At 56.5% G+C, this 20,384-nt stretch carries 18 protein-coding genes; 10 read left to right on the top strand and 8 right to left on the bottom strand.

Annotated features, from left to right (window positions below):
• Positions 1 to 107: 107 nt before the first annotated feature.
• On the bottom strand, positions 108 to 1,325 hold the full coding sequence (locus CHB83_RS09030; RefSeq protein WP_089332381.1) for an alpha/beta hydrolase family protein: 1,218 nt from the start codon (positions 1,323 to 1,325) through the stop codon (positions 108 to 110).
• 148 nt (positions 1,326 to 1,473) lie between these two features.
• Entirely contained in the window at positions 1,474 to 2,451 is a 978-nt protein-coding gene (locus CHB83_RS09025) for a fasciclin domain-containing protein (RefSeq protein WP_089332380.1), read from the bottom strand.
• A gap of 220 nt (positions 2,452 to 2,671) precedes the next feature.
• On the opposite strand from CHB83_RS09025, the gene CHB83_RS09020 reads away from it, so the two are divergent.
• Positions 2,672 to 3,562: a hypothetical protein gene (locus CHB83_RS09020; RefSeq protein ID WP_089332379.1), complete on the top strand. Its 891-nt coding sequence runs from the start codon at positions 2,672 to 2,674 to the stop codon at positions 3,560 to 3,562.
• A 44-nt stretch (positions 3,563 to 3,606) separates the two neighbouring features.
• Here the strand turns inward: CHB83_RS09020 and CHB83_RS09015 are convergent, their stop codons facing one another.
• Positions 3,607 to 4,620, bottom strand: coding sequence for a patatin-like phospholipase family protein (locus CHB83_RS09015; RefSeq protein WP_179225494.1), 1,014 nt, complete (start codon positions 4,618 to 4,620; stop codon positions 3,607 to 3,609).
• A gap of 198 nt (positions 4,621 to 4,818) precedes the next feature.
• Between CHB83_RS09015 and CHB83_RS09010 the strand changes: the two genes are divergently transcribed.
• Both CHB83_RS09010 and CHB83_RS09005 read left to right on the top strand, forming a co-directional pair.
• Positions 4,819 to 5,808: an NAD-dependent epimerase/dehydratase family protein gene (locus CHB83_RS09010; protein ID WP_045689001.1), complete on the top strand. Its 990-nt coding sequence runs from the start codon at positions 4,819 to 4,821 to the stop codon at positions 5,806 to 5,808.
• 623 nt (positions 5,809 to 6,431) lie between these two features.
• Positions 6,432 to 7,163, top strand: coding sequence for a DUF3891 family protein (locus CHB83_RS09005; protein WP_089332377.1), 732 nt, complete (start codon positions 6,432 to 6,434; stop codon positions 7,161 to 7,163).
• Positions 7,164 to 7,273: 110 nt separating this feature from the next.
• Here CHB83_RS09005 and CHB83_RS09000 read toward each other — a convergent pair whose 3' ends face one another.
• On the bottom strand, positions 7,274 to 8,116 hold the full coding sequence (locus CHB83_RS09000; protein WP_089332376.1) for a hypothetical protein: 843 nt from the start codon (positions 8,114 to 8,116) through the stop codon (positions 7,274 to 7,276).
• Between the two features lie 146 nt (positions 8,117 to 8,262).
• Here CHB83_RS09000 and CHB83_RS08995 point away from each other — a divergent pair, with 146 nt between their 5' ends.
• From CHB83_RS08995 to CHB83_RS08985, 3 genes are all read left to right on the top strand, one after another.
• Positions 8,263 to 9,231 (top strand): YihY/virulence factor BrkB family protein, encoded by a 969-nt coding sequence (locus CHB83_RS08995; protein WP_045689003.1) that lies wholly within the window; start codon positions 8,263 to 8,265, stop codon positions 9,229 to 9,231.
• A gap of 192 nt (positions 9,232 to 9,423) precedes the next feature.
• On the top strand, positions 9,424 to 10,635 hold the full coding sequence (locus CHB83_RS08990; protein WP_089332375.1) for a hypothetical protein: 1,212 nt from the start codon (positions 9,424 to 9,426) through the stop codon (positions 10,633 to 10,635).
• A gap of 24 nt (positions 10,636 to 10,659) precedes the next feature.
• On the top strand, positions 10,660 to 11,364 hold the full coding sequence (locus tag CHB83_RS08985) for a hypothetical protein (protein ID WP_089332374.1): 705 nt from the start codon (positions 10,660 to 10,662) through the stop codon (positions 11,362 to 11,364).
• Between the two features lie 76 nt (positions 11,365 to 11,440).
• Here CHB83_RS08985 and rlmN read toward each other — a convergent pair whose 3' ends face one another.
• Positions 11,441 to 12,508 (bottom strand): 23S rRNA (adenine(2503)-C(2))-methyltransferase RlmN, encoded by a 1,068-nt coding sequence (rlmN, locus tag CHB83_RS08980; protein WP_045689598.1) that lies wholly within the window; start codon positions 12,506 to 12,508, stop codon positions 11,441 to 11,443.
• Between the two features lie 77 nt (positions 12,509 to 12,585).
• Complete coding sequence (locus CHB83_RS08975; protein WP_089332547.1) at positions 12,586 to 13,014, bottom strand: thioesterase family protein; 429 nt, start codon at positions 13,012 to 13,014, stop codon at positions 12,586 to 12,588.
• Positions 13,015 to 13,152: 138 nt separating this feature from the next.
• Here CHB83_RS08975 and mnmD point away from each other — a divergent pair, with 138 nt between their 5' ends.
• From mnmD to CHB83_RS08960, 3 genes are all read left to right on the top strand, one after another.
• Positions 13,153 to 13,857 carry a tRNA (5-methylaminomethyl-2-thiouridine)(34)-methyltransferase MnmD gene (gene mnmD / locus CHB83_RS08970; RefSeq protein ID WP_089332372.1) on the top strand — a complete coding sequence of 235 codons (705 nt, stop codon included), beginning with the start codon at positions 13,153 to 13,155 and terminating at the stop codon, positions 13,855 to 13,857.
• Positions 13,858 to 14,261: 404 nt separating this feature from the next.
• Entirely contained in the window at positions 14,262 to 15,482 is a 1,221-nt protein-coding gene (locus tag CHB83_RS08965) for a DUF2157 domain-containing protein (protein ID WP_089332371.1), read from the top strand.
• A complete protein-coding gene (locus tag CHB83_RS08960) occupies positions 15,479 to 16,090 on the top strand; it encodes a GDYXXLXY domain-containing protein (RefSeq protein ID WP_089332370.1) in 612 nt (203 codons plus the stop codon). Before CHB83_RS08965 ends, CHB83_RS08960 begins: the two co-directional genes overlap by 4 nt.
• A gap of 577 nt (positions 16,091 to 16,667) precedes the next feature.
• On the opposite strand, the gene CHB83_RS08955 is transcribed toward CHB83_RS08960, so the two are convergent.
• A complete protein-coding gene (locus CHB83_RS08955) occupies positions 16,668 to 17,243 on the bottom strand; it encodes a 5-formyltetrahydrofolate cyclo-ligase (protein WP_089332369.1) in 576 nt (191 codons plus the stop codon).
• Between the two features lie 125 nt (positions 17,244 to 17,368).
• The gene (gene bshC, locus CHB83_RS08950; RefSeq protein WP_089332368.1) at positions 17,369 to 18,961 is read right to left on the bottom strand and encodes a bacillithiol biosynthesis cysteine-adding enzyme BshC; all 1,593 of its coding nucleotides are present in this window, start codon (positions 18,959 to 18,961) and stop codon (positions 17,369 to 17,371) included.
• A gap of 567 nt (positions 18,962 to 19,528) precedes the next feature.
• Between bshC and CHB83_RS08945 the strand changes: the two genes are divergently transcribed.
• On the top strand, positions 19,529 to 20,359 hold the full coding sequence (locus CHB83_RS08945; protein ID WP_045689647.1) for a prephenate dehydratase: 831 nt from the start codon (positions 19,529 to 19,531) through the stop codon (positions 20,357 to 20,359).
• The last annotated feature ends 25 nt before the right edge of the window (positions 20,360 to 20,384 follow it).

Genomic DNA, 20,384 nt, shown 5'->3' with positions numbered 1-20,384 from the left:
ACACTAGTAAACGGATGGGAAGGTAAAAGTACGGTATCCAATAACAAGAGAGGGCCTTACCCAACGGATAAAGCCCTGCGCTTACACTGCTGCTTGCCTTTCAGATTCTACAGTTGCCGAATCCAGTCGCGGATGGTGGCAAGGGCCACCGGCGAGAAGACAGGCTGAGGTAGGCTGTTGAACACTGGCCACGTTGCTTCTGGTGCTTGGAAGCCGTGGTTTACTTCTTCCAGGCGCTGCATTGTTACGTGGCGGTTTGCTTTCAGGCCCTTCTCTAGCTGGGCCATGTTACTGAGCGCTACCTCCACATCGTCGGTGCCGTGGAGCAGTAGCACGGGGCAGGTTACTTTAGCAAGGCCCTGCTGAGGATCGAAGTTGAGGTAGCTCCGATACCAGGGGGTCGTCATCCGAATGGCCGCAGTTCGTGCTTGGCCGGGGTCCAGGGTAGAATCATCCTGGCGCAGCATGTTAGTGACAATGGCCTGAGCCTGTCCATCGTCGGCCGTCTGACGAATGATTTCCAGCATAGCTTGCTGGCGCTTAAGAGCCTTGCTGAGTAGTTTTTGTGCCTCTATTTTCTCGCGGAGTTGCTGCTGGGCCAGCGCAGTTTCAATCTGGGCAGAGTTGGCGCCTTCGGCCCGCATCTTTTCTACCTGCTTCTTGGTTTCTTGCGCAGCTAGGAGGCGTCGCTTACCCAAGGTTTGGCTTGTGTCGGTGGCGGCGGCTAGGTGCTGGGTGGCTTGCTGGGTAGCCAACATTTCGCGTCCCAGCTGCCCGGTAGCGGCCAGCGTAATTACAAACGAGGGTGCTTCAGCTTGGCTAGCGGCCACTAAGCCTACGTTGCCGCCTTCGCCATGACCAATCAACCCAATGCGAGTAGGCACCATATCGGGGCGGGCGCGCAGAAAGGCTACTGCCGCCTGGGCATCCTTGACGCGCTCGGCCGTAGTAGTAGCCGCATTATCACCTTCTGATTTTCCTACTCCCCTATCATCAAAGCGTAGCACGGCAATGCCCTGCTGGCTGAGGTAGTCGGCCAGCATAAGTAGGGGCCGGTAGCTGCGAGCGGTACCGTCCCGGTCTTGGGCGCCCATGTCGGAGAGCAGCACCACCGCCGGGAAGGGCCCGGGGCCCAGCGGGATGGTAAGCGTGCCGGCCAGCGTAACGTGAGCCGCAGAATTGGTGAAAGCCACTTCTTCCGAGCGGTATTTACTGCTTTGCACCACCCCCGAAGGTGGCACCGAGCGCACTTGGGCACTAGGAGTAACTGCCTGCACGGCAGTTGATAGGAAGAGAATACTACTTAGGACAGCTAAGCGAAGCATATAACGTAAGGGAAAGCAACAGTACCTGATTGCAGCAGAACAAGCGGAAGGCCACAGGTACTGCGTATTGCCTACCTGCTCATAGCTACTACCAAAGCAGCGGACTAGAAGGATCCACCGCGCTTGCTACCGCGCCGATGCGCCCAGGCTAGGGCAGTAGTACCCGGTCGATAACGTGGACAACCCCATTGGTGCACTGCACGTCGGGAATAACCAGGGTGGCGGGCTGGTCGTTGCCTTTACCCCGAACTGGTATCACGCCAGCCGCAAACGTGCCCATTGTGAGTGTACCACCGCCCAGGGTTGGTAAGGAGCCATTATCGGCAAACTCGGGTGTGAACTTGCCTCCGTTGTTGACTACGTGGTTCAGCAGCACAGCCGTGACGGTAGCTTTGGGCAGCTTTCGGATATCGGCGGGTTGCGCGAGTGATACCCCTAGTTGCTGGCCTAGTTGCTTGAAAGCAGCATCGGTAGGCGCAAACACGGTGAACGAGGGACTACCGGGCGACGCCGTAAGAGCCCCGGTTAGCTCACAGTAGACCAAAGCTTCCACCAGAAACGTCAGTTCGGGCTGCACGAATACTTGGCCGTTTTTCAAGGCTAGCGCCGATTGCACAATGTCGGCCCCGGTAGCAAGCAATACCTTATCAATAGGATGCACGAGCCCGTTGGCCGCCTGCACATCTCGGGCAAGGAGTTGAGAGCCATTTACATACAGGGCGCCGTTGCGGCCAATGATGCGCCGCGCTGGTCCGGCAACAGAAGCCGTAGTACTTCCGGGTTGCAAGCTGCTGCCTGGTAGCAGGCCCGCCGCCGTGTGGTATAGCAAGGTGGTAGTGAGAAAAGGCTTTCGTAGCGCCAGCAGATCTTCCGCGCTCCGCAGCCCCAAACGCGCAAAGGCGGCATTGGTGGGTGCAAACACCGTGTAGTCGCCGCCGTTGGCGGCTTTGTTGGTAAGCACTACGGCTACTCCGCCCCGGATGGCAGCGTCTTCCAGCACGCTAAAATCATCGTTGGCTACGGCACTATTCGCAATAGATGGTTCCACGCTGTCTTTATGGCAACTGGTCAGTAACGTGGTGCTCAGAACCAACCCCAGGCACAGAGTCGAGAAAAAATGTTTCATGAAATAATACAATACAAAGCGGTGTGTAAATCAGTAGAGGCGAGGGTGTTCCAAAGAGACACGCAATTAACGAAGGCCTTCCCAAAATGGATTTATCGTTCACCAATCCAACGGTAGTGTTGAGCGCGTAAATGGCGCACTTCGCAGAGTAGGCCTTCCGAGCCCATCCGCAAAGCCTCACTTTTGACCCGCTACAAACCTTTTTTGCGCCCTCTACTGTATGCAACACATCTTCCCAATCCTTGGCCTCGCGGGTATTCTTGCGCTGGCCGCTACCCCCACCGCTTCGGCTCAAAGCTTGGTAAGTGGTTTCATGGCGGGAAAGGGTCACGGTTCGGTGGCCGTATCGGTCACCTCCGAAAATTACCAACAGGCCTACCTCGTCCCCGAAAAAGTAACTACCGTGCCCATCTACCGGGAGGTGTACGTTACGTCCGTGAATCTTTATGGTACCTACGGCATCACAAGTAAGATTGACGCCATTGTAAGCCTACCCTACATCAGGTCGGCGGGCCGGGCCAACGGCCGTGTGCTAGACGACCTGGGCTTTCAGAACTCCCGCCAAAATTTCCAGGATGTCACCGGTGCCCTCAAGTTCAAGTCGTACTCCGGCACGCTTGGCAATAGCCTGGTAGACTTGCTGGGCGTAGTGGCCGTAAGCACCCCCGTTAGTAACTACCAGTCTAATACAGGCCTCGATTATATCATTGCTATTGGCAACCGCGCAACCAAGGTTACTACGCTGGGTGTGATGCACGTAAAAACGGCCTCCGGGGTATTTGCTACCGGCCAAGCAGGCTACAGCGTACGCAGCGGCCGAGTGCCCAATGCCTTCGTGGGCGAAACGAAAGTAGGCTACGCCGGCCGCAAGCTGTACGCCGAAGCCCTAGCCTCGGTGCAGCGCTCTGACGAGAGCGGCACTGATGTGTTGCAGCCCGGCTTCGATGGCAACTTTACGGCTACCCGAGTGGACTTCGTGCGTCTGGGCGTCAATGTATTTCGACCGCTCACCAAGGGCTTTGGGGCTACCGTGGGCGTGAGCACCTATGTAGCCGGCCGCAACGTAGGCCAGTCTACGGGTTTGTCGGGCGGGGTTTCCTACAACTTCTAGCCGGGTCTAGATGGGGAGCGGACAGTGCACTTGCATTGTTGGCGCTACCGCCTGAAAAACGCTTGGGCACCTTGTTGGCCGCTGTCTACCAACTCTTGCTTTTGCGCGGCCGACATCCGCTTGATTTTTGGATTAAAGCCCCGGGTACTGATGCTAATGGTGCGCGGCCAGTCGGAAGGCTGCGCTGGGTTTAGATTTTCAATGGCGACGTTGTAAAGGGCGCCTACGTACGAGCCTATATCGTGAATAGCGTAGGGTGCCAAGCGTTGCCGACCATCGGGCAACGTATCGAGGGCAATCTGCTCGGCCCGATCGAGGCGCAACCCCAGTGTTTCGGGGTTCACGCTGCTTGGGGCGGTAGGCGCCCCTGAGCTTGGCAAGTAGCGCGGGTGGTCGAAGAGCGTGATGGGAAAGTTAGCTAGCAAGCCCCCATCTACCAGTACCTCCACAGGCTGCCCTTTCACTGGCCGCTGCACTACCTGTCCCTGCTGGTTGAGTAGCACCGCCCGGAAGTACAGGGGAATGCTCATGCTGATGCGCACGGCATCGGCTACGCGCATGTCGGGGTTGGTTTCATAGCTGAACACTTGCACGCGTTGGGTGGTCAGGTTGGTGCCCGTGGTATATAGGTCGCGGTAGCGGGTTGGGTGTTGCTGGGCCAGGTTGTGTAGCTGGCCCAAGGTCAGGTTGGGCTGTTGCGTTTTGCGCGCCACCAATCGGCTCAGGTAGCGCGTAAACTCGTCGCCCCGATACCAGCCATACTGCTTTAGCAGGCGCGTGCTTCCACCAAAAAACATGAGTCGCCCATCGTTGAGCTGCTGCACGGGCGTTTGGTTGATGACGGCAATAATTTCCTGAGGCGAATATCCCACCGCTAGTAGGGCCGCCTGAATGGCTCCTGCCGACGTACCTCCTACCCGCCGCAAACCTACCAACACGCCCCGGGCCTCCAGTTCCTGCAAGGCGCCTCCGTAGGCAATGCCTCGAATGCCCCCACCTTCCATAACTAGGTTGCGGTAAACGGGCCGCCCAAGTGGTGGCGTAGGCTGAGCAGCCATTGGCAGCGCTAGGCTCATGCATAAGGTGCTCAGAAGGAATAGAAAAAATTGCATAACTACTAGTGTGCTGATACGAGGTAGATACCAAAAGTGGCGCGGTGGTTGTACGCCCGGTTGCCACGCTGGAGTAGCAATGCTGAACCGTGCCATCCGCGTATCTTTGTCTTCCTCCATCCACCCCCTTCCTCAACTTCCTGCATGCAGACCACTCTCAGCAGCTCCGCCACCCCCGGCGACACCATTCTTGTTATTGGCGCTGGCGGCCAATTGGGCTTAGAGCTTACGCACGAGTTGCGCCAGCTATACGGTGCCTCTTCTGTAATAGCCGCCGATGTGCGCGCGCCCCAGAACCCAGAGTTGCAGGAAGCCGGCCCCTTTGAGTTGCTTGATGTGCTGGACAAGTCCCGCTTGGAAGAAGTGATGCGCCAGTACAAGCCCAAGCAGGTATACCACTTGGCCGCCCTACTTTCAGCCACAGCGGAGAAGAACCCCAAGTTTGGGTGGCAGCTAAATATGGACGGCTTGTTTCACGTGTTAGACGCGGCCGTAGACCTAGGCGTGCAGCAAGTATATTGGCCTAGCTCCATTGCCGTGTTTGGCCCCGATACCCCCCGCCACAACACACCCCAACTCACGGTGATGAACCCCAACACAGTGTACGGCATCAGTAAGCTGGCCGGGGAGCAGTGGTGTGAATGGTACTTTAAGAAGCACGGCCTCGATGTGCGCAGCTTGCGCTACCCCGGCCTCATTGGCTACAAGAGCCTACCCGGTGGCGGCACCACCGACTACGCCGTGGACATCTACCACAAAGCTGTAGCCGGAGAATCGTACAACTGCTTTTTGGCCGAGGAAACCTACCTGCCTATGATGTACATGCCCGACGCATTGAAAGCCACCTTGGATTTAATGCACGCTCCCGCCGACACTATTCAGGTACGTTCTAGCTACAACCTGAGCGCCATGAGCTTCAGCCCCCGAGAAGTTGCGGCCAGCATTCAGCGCCACTACCCCGACTTTCAGGTATCCTACCAGCCTGATTCGCGCCAGCAGATTGCCGACTCCTGGCCTGCCAGCATCGACGATTCGCGCGCCCGCCAAGATTGGGGCTGGCAGCCGCAGTACTCCCTAGACACCATGACGGATGACATGCTCTTTCACCTGAAAGAAGCCTTGGTACTGAAGTAACGGCTATGTTGCTGAGTTTGGGAAGCGCTTTGCTACCTAGGCCGCGTAGTAGTGCAGCTTGGCATGTTGTACCTAATCTTTCTAGGCCTGCGGATTATTATAAAGCGAGACGGTGGCCTATTCCTCTGCAGGCAGGGTGGAAACAGTTGCGTGCGCAGTATGAAAGTGTACACAACGTGCGTCAGACGGAAGTAATATCAGCCAGAATAGGAAGCTGGCACTATGGCAACATCTTGCAGATAAGGCTCTGATAAATAAGATATAATCATCCAAAACAACTTGAGGCTTTCTTCTCTCGTGCGCATTCCTTACTCGCATATTGAGGTACTATAAGCACCTACGCAGATTCGAGTTACCCGCTTCAGCGACCCGGAATATACGCCCGGTCTATTTCAGGTTGGCGGCGTGGAAATAGAGCTGCACCCTTACTGGGCGAACCAGTTACTTCAGCGACTACCTACCACCATCGCACACGTATCTCCTGCTACTTAATAGGCAAACAGTAGGTAGTATGCTGCCGGACGCCCTACTTCCCCAAGTAGGGCGTTCCTTTTTTGATAGAAGCTTGACAAACCTCGGCGCTTCTGCTGCGTTTCTCAGCAGCACCCCGTACCTAGCTTCGTATGATTGTAAACCATGTTCCCGCCGGCTGGCAAATTATCTACCAGCAAGCCCACGCCTTATTAGCGGCCCAGGTGCTGCACCAGTGGCCCGCGTTTTTGCCCAACGACCAGTGGGTGGGACTTCTGGCAGCCGCAGCTCAGCACGACGACGAGCAGGCAGATTGGGATGGGCACTACGGCCTGACTCCAGCGGGAGCACCCGCCAATTTCACCATGAAGTCGTTTTCATTGGAGCAAGCCACCAAGCTCATGAAGGCAGCCCGGTTTCAGGGACGGTGGCGAAGCTTGCTCACCAGCCTGCACCTGAGCACCCTGTACGAAGGCCTCCGCGGGCAGCAAGCCGAGCTAGATACTTTCTTAGACGAGCAAGCGACGCAACAGAAACACTGGCTGCGCGACTTGCGCCTGAAAAAGAGTGAGGCGCAACGCGCTTACGCCCTGCTTCACTGGTGCGACCGGCTCAGCCTGATCTTGTGCCGCCAGGAAATACCCGAAATGGGTCGCAACCTGGAAATCTACACCGGCCCCGACGGACAGCGCCACGAAGTACAACGGCCCCAGGCAGAAGGCCCCATAACGGTGCATCCCTGGCCCTTCCAGGAAACCCAGTTTACCGTAAGCGTTGAGGCTACGGTGCTACACCAACTGCATTTCCAAGACGATGCTGAACTAGCCGGGGCTCTGCGCGAAGCTCCCATTGAAACCCTACGCTGGGAGCTAGCAAAAATCTAGCTTCCGCCAAGCGCTATGCTAAACCCAAACTGGCCTCCCAGAGCTACCTACGCAGTATACCTGTAGGTAGCCTTAGGAGGCCAGTCTGGGTAAGAAGGCTATTAACAAACCTAGAGGCGGGCCATAGGCTTGGGGTTTTGCATGATACCAGCAGGGACGTCGGTACGCGCAATTACGTGGTCAAGGCCGCGGCCATCCTTCCCATCGGTGCGGTCTGTAGCCAGCATAATGGGGCCATACTGGCGGTAGTTGGCCCAGCGCCGACGAAACGCCGGTTGGGCGTCCGTTGCTTTGGGGAAAAAGGCCCACTCTTCTACCAAGCTAGTTTTAGGGTTCACCAGCACCTCGTACTTGTTGTCGGGCGTGACGCCTACGTTCTTAAACGTCATGTTCAACACCTCGGCGGGAGTACCATCCATTAGCTGGCCAGGGCCTTTGTACGTGAGCGTAACACCGGAATCCTTGAGCTTGAAGGGCATGAGCAACCACCACGAGTTGTTCACCCAGATGGGATACATCTGGCCCAGCAGCTTTTGCCCCTCGGGCGTGCTCGAAATGTCTTGCCCGCTACGGTACGCGTGCCCCTGTTTGGTGTTGAGGTTGTACACGGCCACTAGGCTATCCTTCTGCCAACGGAAGTCGCCGGTCTGCTTGTCCCAGAGCTGATAGGAGCCGTCCAGAAAGTCCCAGCCTAGCAGGCGGGTGCTTTGCCATGCTGAGTAGCCGCCCATTTTTCGCATTACACTGTCTGCCAGCGCTGTAGCCTTTGCATCCGAGCCAGCTTGGTCGAAGCCTTCGGCGGCGGGGTAGCTGGCCGCAGCCTCGGTGGAGGCGGGGGCAGAGTTATTGGCAGCAGCTTGCCCGGCGGGCGTTTGCTGTTGGCAGGCCAGCAGGCCAGAAAGAAGGAACAGGCCGCTACCGGCCAGCCAAGAAGTAGTAGAGAAAACCCGCATAAGTAAAAAGGAAAAGTGTATCCGTTAGCTGCTCAGCTACGGCTGTGCTTGTACGCAAGATCACCAATTTACGAACGTCTCGGCCAACGTTGCGCCAATCCTGCCCGTAGTACGTGCGGCATTCTGTCTGATTTTACTCCTTCCCGATGGCCTCACATTACCGCGTCTCCGACGTACTTAACATTCTCAAGACCACGGCCAGCGAGTTTATGGTGAACAACTCGTTTCGCCACGCCGCCGCCCTGTCGTACTATACCATCTTCTCGCTGCCTCCGCTGCTGCTCATAGTGATTACCACGGCCAGCGCCATCTACGGGGCAGAAGCCGTGACTGGCCAGATCTACGGTCAGATGCGCGGCTTCCTGGGAGCCGATTCAGCGAAGTTTCTGCAAGATTCCATTGCGGAGTTTACCAAGCAGCAGAAAAGTGGAGTGGCTTCCATTATCGGAATTGGTACCCTGGTTTTTGCGGCTACTACCTTCTTCGTGACGTTGCAGGAGAGCATTAACGATATCTGGAATCTAAAGGTGAAGCCCCGCAACGGCGTGTGGCAGTTCATTCGAGACCGGCTGCTTTCCTTCGGACTGATTTTGAGCGTAGCCTTGCTACTTCTTATTTCTTTTGTTATCAGCGCTTTACTTAGCGTTTTTACCGATCAGCTGCAACGCTGGTTTCCCGAGGTGGCTGTCATCTTCATTCATCTCGTTGACTTCGCCCTTTCCCTCTTCATCACGTCGCTACTGTTCGGCATGATTTACCGCTTCCTACCCGACGCCATCATTCGGTGGCGCGACGTGGGCATTGGTTCCGTCATCACGGCACTGCTGTTCCTGGTTGGGAAGTACCTCATTGCCTTCTACATCGCCAAGTCAGATCCTGGCTCGGCCTTCGGGGCGGCAGGCTCGGCCATTGTGCTGCTGTTGTGGGTAAACTACTCGTCCCTCATTATCTTTTTCGGGGCAGAGTTTACCCAAGAATTCGCCGATGCTTTCGGCCAGAAAGTGCAGCCCAAAGCCCACGCCGTGCGCATTGAAACCCGAGAGGTGCCCGAAGGCGAAACCAAAGAAGAAATCAGCACCGGTCGTCCCCGCTCCGAGGGCCGCTGGAAAAGTTAAAAAGTCAGAATTTCCGAAGGTCTTTCGGAGCTAAAAAACAGCGTATTGGCGGATGTGTCCTTCTATTTTGAAGGGTTCATCCGCCTTTTTCGTGGTGTATAAAGTCTAATCTTAAGGTAGAATAGCGCTCGGGCTATAGTGGAGTATTGCAGCAGAATGATAGGTTTGATCCGTGGTCATTTTCACTACTATATGCTCCCAATTCGTACCCCCTTTCATGTACTTTTTCTCGTCCTGGCTGCGCTCATCAGCTCCAAAGTGCATGCTCAACAGCCAGCTACCAAGCCGCTGATAGTGAGCCCAATCGTGGGCGCAGTAATTGATGCGGACGAGAAAGTTGCCTATGGGTTATTTCCTGCGTTTTCGGCCAATGACTTTCAGGAAGCGCGATTTATTCAGCGCCTCACTGCCGATAGTAGTGTAACTCTGCAAGTGCAACTTCGCGACGGCCGCACGGTGTTGCGGCCCTACTCCCCCGCCGAGCTAGCTGCCGTGCGCCAAACCATTGAGGACCGGCAGCAGTTAGCTACCCATCCTTCCGCGGCCACTTCCGCGAGTTCTGTTACGCCCGCCGATTCAGTAGGCCGTCGTTTCCGCGTGACGCTGCGCACAGGCACCGCTTTCGATGGGAAGCTAACTGCGCACCAACCCCAGCAGCTAGAGTTCTTAACCGTGGACTTAGGTACGGTATCGGTGGAGCGAAGCAATATTTTGCGCCTGCAGGAGCTAACCACAGAGCTGGTCCAGCGCCCAGCCAACTGGATGGATATTGGCAACGGCAACCGCCTGTTTTTCGCGCCCACGGCCCGTAACCTCCGCCGCGGCGAGGGCACCTTGCAAGACATCACCTTGTATTTCGTTGGCGCTAACTACGGCATCACCGATAATTTTTCGATGGGCGCCATTGTATCAGTGCTGCCGGGCGTGCCGCTACGCTACCAGTTTCTGGCCCTGACGCCTAAGTTCTCAGCCCGCATATCGGAGAACTGGCACGCTGGCGCTGGCGTGCTCTACCTACGTATTCCTGATTTCGACCAAGACAACAAGGCTTCGGGAGTAGGGCTAGCCTATGGGGTAGCCACCTACGGCTCGGCCGACAATAATTTTACCGTCGGCCTAGGCTATGGCTTTGCGGGCGGCGAGATTGGGAGCACTCCCGTGCTACAAGTAGGCGGGCAACGGCGGATGAGCCGTCGGGTATCACTCATCACCGAAAACTACATTATCGCCAATAGCAACTCGGGCCTTGGCGGTTTGTATGGAGCCAAAATCAACTGGCAACGCACAAGCTTGGGGCTAGGCGCGGTGTATTTCCTTCCCTTCGATGGCTCATACGCCTTCAGCACGTACGTGATACCGGCTTACATCGACTTCACGTTTCGGTTTGGAAACTCTAAGCGCTAAGGAATTAAACGTAGTTTTGGCAACATGAAAATACTTATTCTCCGTGTTGTATTGCTGCTTGCTTTATGCACTACTGCCCTTCTGAGCCAAGCGCAAACCGCCCCTGCCGACAGCGTAGCCGAGCAGAAACTAGTTCAAGCTGTAAGCGCAGACATGTGTCGGCAGCTAGAGTTGGAAAGCAAGAAAAGGTCTTTGGATAACTTATCACAAGAGGAAGCCCAGCAGCTCTTCGTACGCCTCTTCACCAAGACGGCTACGGATAATAAAGAGCTCATGCGTAAGATAATAGCTATGGGTCCCGCGGCGCAGACGTACGGCCAGCAACTAGGTCGCCGCGTGGGGATAGTGATGATGCAGGAATGCCCCGTGAGCCAGCCGCTGTTTATGCGCCTAGGTAGCGCGCAAGTCAGCAAACAACAGGAAGTAAAGCCCGAAGAAGTGGCCATACTGAAGCCTATTGCTACTGCCATGTGCCAGGATTTGCAGCCCCGCACAGCCGAGCTAAAAAAGATGACGCTTGAGCAACGGACGCAAGAGCTCATCCAAGCCTTTCAAAGGAACCTCAAGCCCTACGCTAAGGAAATCAGCCAACTCTACGGCGCCGATATCTTTCTAGATCAAAAGCGCATGGAAACTATAGGCACCAAGATTTCGCTCCAGATGGCTTCGCAGTGCCCTGAAGTAATTCTGCTATTTGCCGACCTAAACAAAGCGAAAGCAAGCAAGTAGGTTTACTCCCTAATGCAACGGGCCCGCTCTCCTGAGGAGAGCGGGCCCGTTGCATTTAGCCGGAATAACAGCCACCTTAAGCAGCTACCGTCTTTTCCTTTACGGCCAACTGACCGCAGGCAGCATCAATGTCTTTGCCGCGGGAGCGACGCACGTTGGTCTGTACACCACGGTCGGCGAGGTACTTGTGAAAAGCCATTAGCTTATCATCAGCGGTATTCACGTAGTCAGCGTTTTCGATGGGGTTATACTCGATGAGGTTCACCTTGCAGGGAATCCACTTTGAAATCTGGTACAGCTCCTCAGCATCTTGCAGCGTGTCGTTGAAGCTCTCGAATACAATGTACTCGTAGGTCACCTTGCGGCCGGTTACCTGATGGTAGTGCTTCAGGGCATCCTTCAGCGAGGCCAGGGAATTGGCTTCGTTGATGGGCATGATTTCGTTGCGCTTGGTATCGTTGGGAGCGTGCAGAGAAAGAGCTAGGTTTGCCTTCACGCCGTCATCGGCCAACTTCTTAATCATCTTGGCAATACCGGCGGTGCTAACGGTAATGCGACGCGGAGCCATATTCAAGCCGTCGGGGGCGGTAATGCGCTCAATGCTTTTCACCACGTTGGCGTAGTTGAGTAGGGGTTCGCCCATGCCCATATACACAATGTTGGTGAGCGGCGTGCCGTATTGAGCTTCGCACTGCTCCCGGATGCGCACCACCTGGTCGTAGATTTCGGCCGCGTCCAGGTTACGCTTACGCTCCATGTAGCCGGTAGCGCAGAACTTGCACGTGAGCGAACATCCTACCTGCGAGCTGATGCAGGCCGTCATGCGCGTATCGTGCGGGATGAGCACCCCTTCTACAATATTGCCATCATGCAGGCGGAACGCCGATTTGATGGTACCGTCATTGGAAAGCTGGGAGTTCTGCACCTGCACTCCATTGATCACGAAGTGACGAGCCAGCAACTCACGCGTATTCAAGGAGATGTTGTTCATCTCCTCAAAGGAAGCAGCCGTGTTCTTCCACAGCCACTCTAGTACCTGCTTAGCACGGAAAGGCTTCTCGCCGTGCTCCACCATAAAGGCTTTGAGCTCGTCGGGGGTAAGTTTGCGGATATCGCGCTTGGAAACTACGGGCAAGTCAATCATCATAGCCGCAAAGATACAACGTCAGAGGCAGTTGGGTTCCCAGTTTTTACGGTTCCTGCTACTGCCGAGCAGAATCTCTATTCTCCCCGGAGCTTACGCAGGTCTTCCTCTGCCAAGGGTAGTAACTTACGGGTAGTGTAATCGAAAGCTAGCATGCCGGTTTTGGCGCGGGCTACCTCCCGCCCGGCTTGGTTTTGCACGCGATACACAATGTCGAACCCATACTTCGCCACGTCATCCACTGCCATATCAATGTGCAGAGTGTCGCCGTGGAAGGCTTCGCCTTTGTACTCAATTCCCACATCGGCCATGATGTGGCCCCGGCCAGTAGTGCGGTCTACCTCGGGGCGGCCCAAGTGCAGCAGAAACTGCACGCGTGCCTCGTGAAGGATGCTAAGAAGTGCATCGTTGCCAAGATGGGCGCCATAATTCAAGTCGGTAATGCGGACAGGGATGGCAACGGAAAACCGGAAAGTTTCCGGTAGATTTACTCTGATGCGAGGCATGTAGCGGGCGAAGGTCAATAACAGTACGGAAAGGCTACGTAATACGAGCGCAGCAGCAAAGCGGCCGCAAGTCAGTAGCTGGCGCCGTAGTCCTCACCGCTGGCTTGCTGCATCAGTTCCGTTCTTTACTCCGCCCCTATGTCCTTACCACAACCACACGTAGAAGTTCGTACCACCGCCGATGGCTCCAGCACCCTGTATGTGCCGGCGCTAGACGAGCATTACCATTCCACGCACGGGGCCGTGCAAGAAGCCCGGCACGTGTACCTGGCCGCTGGCCTTGCTCCCATTCTGGATACCACGGCTGGCCCAGTATGGGTACTTGAAATTGGATTTGGCACCGGACTGAACGCCCTACTCACCCTAGAGCGCAGCCACGACAGTGCCCACCCTATTTTTTACGACACCATTGAGAAGTTTCCCCTGCCCTGGTCAGTAGTGGAGCAAATGAACACAGAGGCGTACATCACTAACCCAGAGCTTCTGGACTACCATCAGCAACTGCACGCTGCCACCTGGAACCGCCCCGTGGCCCTCACGCCCCGGTTTGAGCTATACAAACGCTCGGGAGAGCTGCAAACTACTGCCCTACCTACTAATACCTACCAGGTTGTTTACTTCGATGCCTTTGCGCCGGAGAAACAGCCCGATATGTGGACTGACGAGGTATTTGCCCAACTATATGAGGCGACGGCCCCCGATGGCGTACTGGTGAGCTACTGCGCCAAGGGCAGTTTCCGCCGTAGCCTAAAGGCAGCTGGCTGGCTCGTGGAGAAAATTCCTGGTCCTCCTGGCAAGCGCGAAATGACCCGGGCCCGCAAAGCAGCCCCTGCCCTAGAATAAGGCACCCTTAGAACGTACACTACACGCCGCCGCTCATGGCTAACGGAAAGCCCGCTACCCACATTGCTTGTCCTAAGTGCAACTGGCAACCCGCCGGCAACGAACAGTGGCAGTGCACCTGCGGGTACATCTGGCACACCTTCGCCACCGGTGGGCAGTGCCCTGGCTGCTCGCATCAGTGGGAAACGACGCAGTGCCTGGCCTGTTTCTGCACGTCTGAGCACTCAGCATGGTACACCAGAAGCTATTGGCCCTATACCGTCAGCCCTAACTAGGTCCTCACTAGCGGTATGCTACTACTAGGGAGGCCCGCGGCTACTAGAGCACAGCCGCAGTAGCGCTACTCAGGATTCTGCCAGGACCAGCTATCAGGCTAGCTGCTTCCTGCGTATGTTGCCGATGTTATGAGTCGTACACTATTAGAAACCGACGGGGCGCAGTGGGTGCAGAAAGGCATCATCACGGAAGAGCAGCGCCGTCAGCTCCTAGCTCTTTATGCCACCGATGAGCGCGCCATCGGCTTGCTGCCGCTCTTGGGCAGCTTGCTGGTGGGCCTTAGCGCCCTGAGTTTGATTGCGGCTAATTGGCAAGCCCTGCCCGAGCTGCTCCGGCTGGGTCTACTCCTGGGCTCCATGATAGGGGCATACGGGGCGGGCGAGTACTTCCGGCGCCGGGGCAATGGCAATGTGGGCATGGGCTTGGTAGCCCTGGGGCTGATCTTGTTTGGGGCAGGCATAGTGCTTACCAGCCAACTGTACCAGCTAATCGGCTACGACCTAACGGGCCTGTTGGCCTGGGCAGTAGCTGGTATGGGCCTGACGTGGCTGTACCGCAGTCGGTTTCTGTTCCTGCTCACCGTGGTCATTGGTGGAGTAGTACAGGGCTATAACACCGGGCAGCTAGGCGCCTTTAGCTACCTCACGGCGGCCTTCACGGCAATAGGCTTGGGCTGGTACTGGTGGCGCCGTCCTGATTCTCTGGCGGGTGGAGTGCTGGCAGGGGGCTTGCTGTGGCAAGCGGCCCTACTTGTGAACCACCTGCACATCAAAATCACGTGGTTCTTCATTCCTGCCATGCTGATCTATGCTTTCGGCGACTGGCAGCCGAATCGTCCGGCGGGCCGAGCTATTCAGGGGCCACCCCTGGTAGCTGCATTCCTGTTTACGCTGGGTTTAGGCCTGTTTGGCGAGTCGGACTACTATGCGGGGGAGCTGCGCCCCCCGCTAGCGGCCTATTTGGCAGCCCTAGCTGGAGTAGTAGCCATTTCGCTTTGGGGCAAGCAGCGCCGGGGCCGCCTCAGCAGCTCCACCGACTGGCTGCTGCTTTTGCCTGGGTTCTACTTTACTGGCGGCCTTCCCCTGGCCATTGCCACGCTGGTAGTACTCTACGCCTACTCAGGCTCCGTACTGCTGCGGGCCCACCAAGAGCAGAACCAAGACCGCGTAACCCTGGGCACCGTGCTCTTTATTCTGACTACCGCCGTGGCTTACTTTAAGCTGACGTGGGGCTTCATGGATAAGTCGTTGTTTTTCCTGCTGGGTGGAATCCTGCTGCTAGGGTTGAGCTGGTACCTACGGCGGCGCGCGGCTCATACATTCGCCGATAAGACGATTCTGAAACCATGAAGACGCCACTTGCTGATTCTTCCGCTACCATCGCGGAGCGCCCCTCAACACTGAGTGAGCCGCGCCGCCGTCAGTGGCTGCTGTGGCTAGTGGTTGCGCAGGCAGTCTTTGTACTGGGTGTGGCCGCCGCCGGATATGCCACCAGTGCTTTGGGGCGCACTATCTGGCTGCGCACCGCTCCCGTTGACCCGCGCGACCTGCTCTACGGCGACTACCTCGTGCTCAACTACAATGTAAGCCAGCTACCCGGCAGCCTTTGGCATGGGGCCCAGCTACCCCGCCGCAAGCAGGCGGCCTACGTGGTACTAGAGCCCCGGGGCAGTGCATACGAAGCAGTAGGCGTATATGATAGCAAGCCCACCGTAAACGCCGCGCAGGTTATCCTACGCGGTTCGGTACAAGACGTATGGCACAGCGGCTCGCGCTTGCGCCACACCCAGCGGTACGGCGTACGTATGCGCTACGGTTTAGAGCGTTACTATGTCCCGCAGGACATGGGCCGTCAGCTAACGAGGCGCCAACAGCTCCGCGTGCAGGTAAGCATTGCGCCTTGGGGACAGGCGCGCATTACCAAAGTAGAGCACGAAACCCCGCCCCCTACCAAGTAGCATGTTGATTATCTAATTAGAACGCGGAGTACTTGCCAAGCAAGTGCTTTACCTAATTATTAAACTATTGCCGTATTTATTTATCTTGCCGCAACCTGCTCTATTCCTACTCTACCTATTGCCGATTGCTATTTTCCACTTTATACCCCCTAGCATGAAGGCTAATTTGTCTAAGCTGGCCCAAGTACTGGCCGCCCAACGCGTATCCCCTGTTACTACAACTCCGCAGAAAGATTCTTCCTCCCAAAATAGCCGCCGTAGGGCACAGCGAGAAGCTAGCTCGACTACGATGAAGTAATCTCACAAGGCAGTACTAGCGCAAATCAAAGAGCCCGTGCTACTAGTAGCACGGGCTCTTTGATTTGCGCTAGTACTGCCTTGTCAAGCTTGCGCCATTATAATCGGCCTGTACATATTCCCTGTTCTCCGCGGGTGGCACTAGTTGCAGAGCCGACCAGTAGGTGCACTGTAGTAAACCCAGTACGGCCCCCTTGCTGAAGTAGGGGCTAGCAATTGGGCAGATCATGAAAAAGCTCCTTTAGTGGTCTTTATATCTTGCCAGACTTCGCCTCGAAAACTAGGTAAACTGCCATACCCGCTCTGGCGTGACGCAGGCGTGCAGGCGCACATCACTCGGCCAAGCGTCGTCGATGCGGGACACGGGTGGCTCTAGGCTAAGGCCAATACGCAAGGCTTCGGGGCGGCACTCCGCCAGAAAGTGGTCGTAGAAACCTTTCCCGTAGCCTACGCGCTGGCCTGTTTCATCAAACGCCAGCAGCGGAACTAGCACGGCGTCTAGCTTTTCAGAAGCTACCTGCGGAGCATCTACAGGCTCAGGAATACCCCAGCGGTTGTGCACTAGCTTCGTGTTAGAGGTGAGATGGTAGTGGCGGAGCGTTCGGCCATTGGGCTGCACTACAGGCACTGCCACTTGCACCGCCGGCCAGGTGGCCCACACGTGCCGGATGATGCGCCACGTATCAGGCTCGTGCTGCTGCGGAATGGGCAGAAACACGTGCAGCCAGTGCCACTTGGCTACTGGGAAAGCTACCACCAACGCCTCACTGATGGCTTGGCTCAGTTGCGCTACTTCCGCACTGGTGAGGCTACGCCGACGCGCCAAAAAATCCCGCCGTAAATCGGCTTTCAACATACAGGAAGGCTCTTAATTACCAACGCGGCGCTACCCAAGCCCTGCGCCTGCAAACTTAGCAGGGAGCATATAGGAGCTTATGCAGCGCCGTGATTAACGTAAAACGCTCGCACGTGGCGGCCCACTTATTCCTCTTCCAGCACGGTGAATTCCAGAGCTAGCGGGTCGAAGGCCGCTACGAGTTGCTGAATAAACTGCGGGTTATTGATCATAATGCTGAGCACGTTATCGAGGCGCTCTTGCAGTTGACCTTCGGGGAACAGCTTATCCTTGAGGGCCGTGAGCTGGTTGTACGCCGTTTCGTGCTTGGCTTCGGCAGCTTTACTCAGGCGCTTCTCAAGACCGGCCAAAGAGCCAGCCGTTTTTTGCTGCTCGGCGGCTACTGTTTTTACTAGAGTAGGATCGAGGCGCTGGGCTAGGTCGGCTACTTCTTTGAATACGACAGCCAGGGCTTGCTGCTGTTCTTTCAAGCTAATCTCTTCCTGACCCAGGGTAGCACCTACCTGCTTTTTCAGCTCGGGCAGGGGCCGGAAAATATCCTGGGCCGTGAGCCCCAGCTTGCGCAGCTTGCCTGCGTTGGCTTTGCCAATGTAAAGGCCCGAGTTGCGCAGGAGCAAGATCGGGAAAGGCACCTGGTTGTCGGTAAACACTTGCTTGAGCTGGAACCAGTAGGCTACTTCCGCTCCGCCCCCAATGTAGCACAGGTTGGGCAGCAACAACTCCTGGTACAACGGCCGCAGCACCACATTAGGGCTAAACTGCTCCGGATGCTGGCGTGCCAACTCAAGGAGTTCGTCTTGGCTATGACACTGCGCTGTATTGCGCACCGTAATCTGAGCGCAATCTTGGGTAGCATCGTACTCTAGCCGCTCCCGCTTGCCCGCATCCGTGAGGAAGAACAGATTGAGCGGGCGGGAGTACACTTGCGGTTTGTAACCTGCCGCTTCTAGCTGCGCGTTGGTGGCCTGTACCGCCCGGTTGGAGGCCTGTTCTTGAATCTCGCGCTCCAGCACCGGCACCAGTGCTTGCTTAAGCGTGGCGTCGTCGCCGTCCAGGGCTACCAACCCAAGCTCCCCGAAGAGGCTGTGCGTGAGCTTGCGAGTAGCTTCGGCCAGGGAAGTGGAACTGGTGTAAGCCTCGCGGAAAGCCGTGGGCACTTCGGCGGGCAGTTGGCTCAGCAGCTCCTCTTCCAGGCCGTCCAGAGGTAGTCGCCCAACGGGGCCACCAGTGGTAGTAGCGTTCCACTCGTACTTTTTCCCAAACAGGTGCAAGTGGTTGATTTCTGCGAAGTCGTGGTCCTCAGTGGCCATCCAGTACACCGGCACAAAGTCGTACTGCGGGTAGTGCTCCTTCAGCTGGCGGCTCAGCTTTACCGCCGTAATAATTTTGTACACGAAGTACAGGGGACCCGTGAGTAGGTTGAGCTGGTGGCCGGTAGTGATGGTGAAGGTCGTTTCCTGGGCCAGTAGGTCGAGGTTGGCTTGCACAGCCGGGTGCACGGCCGGCTGTGCGGCGTACTGAGCGCGCAAAGCACTTACCAGGCGCTGCCGAGCTTCCGGCGAGTAAGCCGCCTTCTTTTCGGCGAGCTGAGCGGCAAATTCTTCCAGCTTAGGAAAGCGGTGATAATAGGGCTGGAGCTCCGGGCGCTGGCCGAGGTAGTCGGTGAGGAGAGCGGAGAAAGCGCCAGTATCGGCGTAGCGGAGAGTCGTAACGGACATGATCAGGAAGTAATTCGGCTATAACCGGCCAGCCGCCACAAAGTAACTGGCAATTTGCGGGACCAGCCTTCTAGCCAGCTACCAGCAAAAGCAAATAGCCCAGTATTATCTTATTATCAGGCAGTTGCCAGGCGCAGTAATAATTACTCCAAACGCCCCGCCTTGGCCGTGGGTTAGGTAGTTCTTGAAAAAAATAATTTGGAATTACCGCGGGGCTTCCCCACCTTGCCCACCGTAAAGCACCTGATTCTCATGACTCAGCCCATCGGCCGCTTCTTTTTTATCTACTACTTCTACTACGTCACCACGTAGTCGAGCGGCCCCCCTGTAGCTTTCCAAACCGAAACACACAGCGCCTCTCGACAACCTCGGGAGGCGCTTTTTTTACGCTCACACGCTGCTACTCATGTTCCCTTCGGCATTCTTTTATTACGGCTATTACTACTTCTTTTTTACAAAGAAGCCGGGCCTGATTTGCCGGAGCTGACCCCAAGCAGCCACCACCGCAAACCCAAGGCCCCGCACTCCGGAGGCCTTTTTTAATGCTGTTTTTTTAGTACCCGCACCATGCTCCCAACCGTCGCCATTCAAGGCTTTGAAGGTAGTTTCCATCAGATAGCTGCCCGCCACTACTTCGGACCCACCACCCAAACCGCGCCTTGCGCTACGTTTGGCGACGTGATCCGCCAGGTAGCCGAAGGGCAAACCGATGCGGCGGTAATGGCCATTGAGAACTCCATTGCGGGTAGCATTCTGCCGAACTACACGCTGTTGCGCAAATCGGGTCTGCGGGTGATGGGGGAAGTGTACCTACGGATTCAGCAGCACCTACTGGCCCTCCCCGGCCAGCAGCTCACCGACATCCGGGAGGTGCATTCCCATCCCATGGCCCTGCTGCAGTGCACCGATTTTTTGGTGAAGCAGCCCACGTGGCGCCTGGTAGAAACTGAAGACACGGCCCTCAGCGCCCGCCGCATTCGAGAAGGCCACCAAACGGGCATTGCCGCCATTGCTGGGCAACTAGCCGCCGAGCTGTTCGATTTGGACATCATTGCGCCCAGCATTCAGACCGAGAAAAAGAACTACACGCGCTTTCTGGTAATTGCCAAACCCGAAAACGCCCTGGCCGTGGAGCAGCCCAACAAAGCGTCGTTGTACTTCCACACCTCTCACGCCCAGGGCAGCCTGGCACGGGTGCTGGTGCGGATTGCCGACCTGGGCATCAACCTTTCCAAGCTACAGTCTTTTCCCAAGCCCGGCAGCACCTGGAACTATTACTTCCACGCCGATTTGGAGTTCGACCACCCCGATCAGTTTGAGGCGGCCCTCCGCGAAATGCAGCCCGTCACGGAAAGCGTGCAGGTGCTGGGCGTCTATCATAAGGGTACTACGCACTAACCTCTACCCTAGCAACCACTAGCAG

The sequence above is a fragment of the Hymenobacter mucosus genome (assembly GCF_900188255.1).
Classification (GTDB): domain Bacteria; phylum Bacteroidota; class Bacteroidia; order Cytophagales; family Hymenobacteraceae; genus Hymenobacter; species Hymenobacter mucosus.
The sequence above is the reverse complement of the archived record's forward strand: the minus strand, read 5'-3'. Positions and strand labels throughout refer to the sequence as shown.

What these genes read in the sequence shown, in the direction of transcription:
- CHB83_RS09030 (WP_089332381.1), bottom strand. Translation starts at nt 1,325, where the DNA reads ATGCTTCGCTTAGCTGTCCTAAGTAGTATTCTCTTCCTATCAACTGCC.
- CHB83_RS09025 (WP_089332380.1), bottom strand. Translation starts at nt 2,451, where the DNA reads ATGAAACATTTTTTCTCGACTCTGTGCCTGGGGTTGGTTCTGAGCACC.
- CHB83_RS09020 (WP_089332379.1), top strand. Translation starts at nt 2,672, where the DNA reads ATGCAACACATCTTCCCAATCCTTGGCCTCGCGGGTATTCTTGCGCTG.
- CHB83_RS09015 (WP_179225494.1), bottom strand. Translation starts at nt 4,620, where the DNA reads ATGGCTGCTCAGCCTACGCCACCACTTGGGCGGCCCGTTTACCGCAAC.
- CHB83_RS09010 (WP_045689001.1), top strand. Translation starts at nt 4,819, where the DNA reads ATGCAGACCACTCTCAGCAGCTCCGCCACCCCCGGCGACACCATTCTT.
- CHB83_RS09005 (WP_089332377.1), top strand. Translation starts at nt 6,432, where the DNA reads ATGATTGTAAACCATGTTCCCGCCGGCTGGCAAATTATCTACCAGCAA.
- CHB83_RS09000 (WP_089332376.1), bottom strand. Translation starts at nt 8,116, where the DNA reads ATGCGGGTTTTCTCTACTACTTCTTGGCTGGCCGGTAGCGGCCTGTTC.
- CHB83_RS08995 (WP_045689003.1), top strand. Translation starts at nt 8,263, where the DNA reads ATGGCCTCACATTACCGCGTCTCCGACGTACTTAACATTCTCAAGACC.
- CHB83_RS08990 (WP_089332375.1), top strand. Translation starts at nt 9,424, where the DNA reads ATGCTCCCAATTCGTACCCCCTTTCATGTACTTTTTCTCGTCCTGGCT.
- CHB83_RS08985 (WP_089332374.1), top strand. Translation starts at nt 10,660, where the DNA reads ATGAAAATACTTATTCTCCGTGTTGTATTGCTGCTTGCTTTATGCACT.
- rlmN (WP_045689598.1), bottom strand. Translation starts at nt 12,508, where the DNA reads ATGATTGACTTGCCCGTAGTTTCCAAGCGCGATATCCGCAAACTTACC.
- CHB83_RS08975 (WP_089332547.1), bottom strand. Translation starts at nt 13,014, where the DNA reads ATGCCTCGCATCAGAGTAAATCTACCGGAAACTTTCCGGTTTTCCGTT.
- mnmD (WP_089332372.1), top strand. Translation starts at nt 13,153, where the DNA reads ATGTCCTTACCACAACCACACGTAGAAGTTCGTACCACCGCCGATGGC.
- CHB83_RS08965 (WP_089332371.1), top strand. Translation starts at nt 14,262, where the DNA reads ATGAGTCGTACACTATTAGAAACCGACGGGGCGCAGTGGGTGCAGAAA.
- CHB83_RS08960 (WP_089332370.1), top strand. Translation starts at nt 15,479, where the DNA reads ATGAAGACGCCACTTGCTGATTCTTCCGCTACCATCGCGGAGCGCCCC.
- CHB83_RS08955 (WP_089332369.1), bottom strand. Translation starts at nt 17,243, where the DNA reads ATGTTGAAAGCCGATTTACGGCGGGATTTTTTGGCGCGTCGGCGTAGC.
- bshC (WP_089332368.1), bottom strand. Translation starts at nt 18,961, where the DNA reads ATGTCCGTTACGACTCTCCGCTACGCCGATACTGGCGCTTTCTCCGCT.
- CHB83_RS08945 (WP_045689647.1), top strand. Translation starts at nt 19,529, where the DNA reads ATGCTCCCAACCGTCGCCATTCAAGGCTTTGAAGGTAGTTTCCATCAG.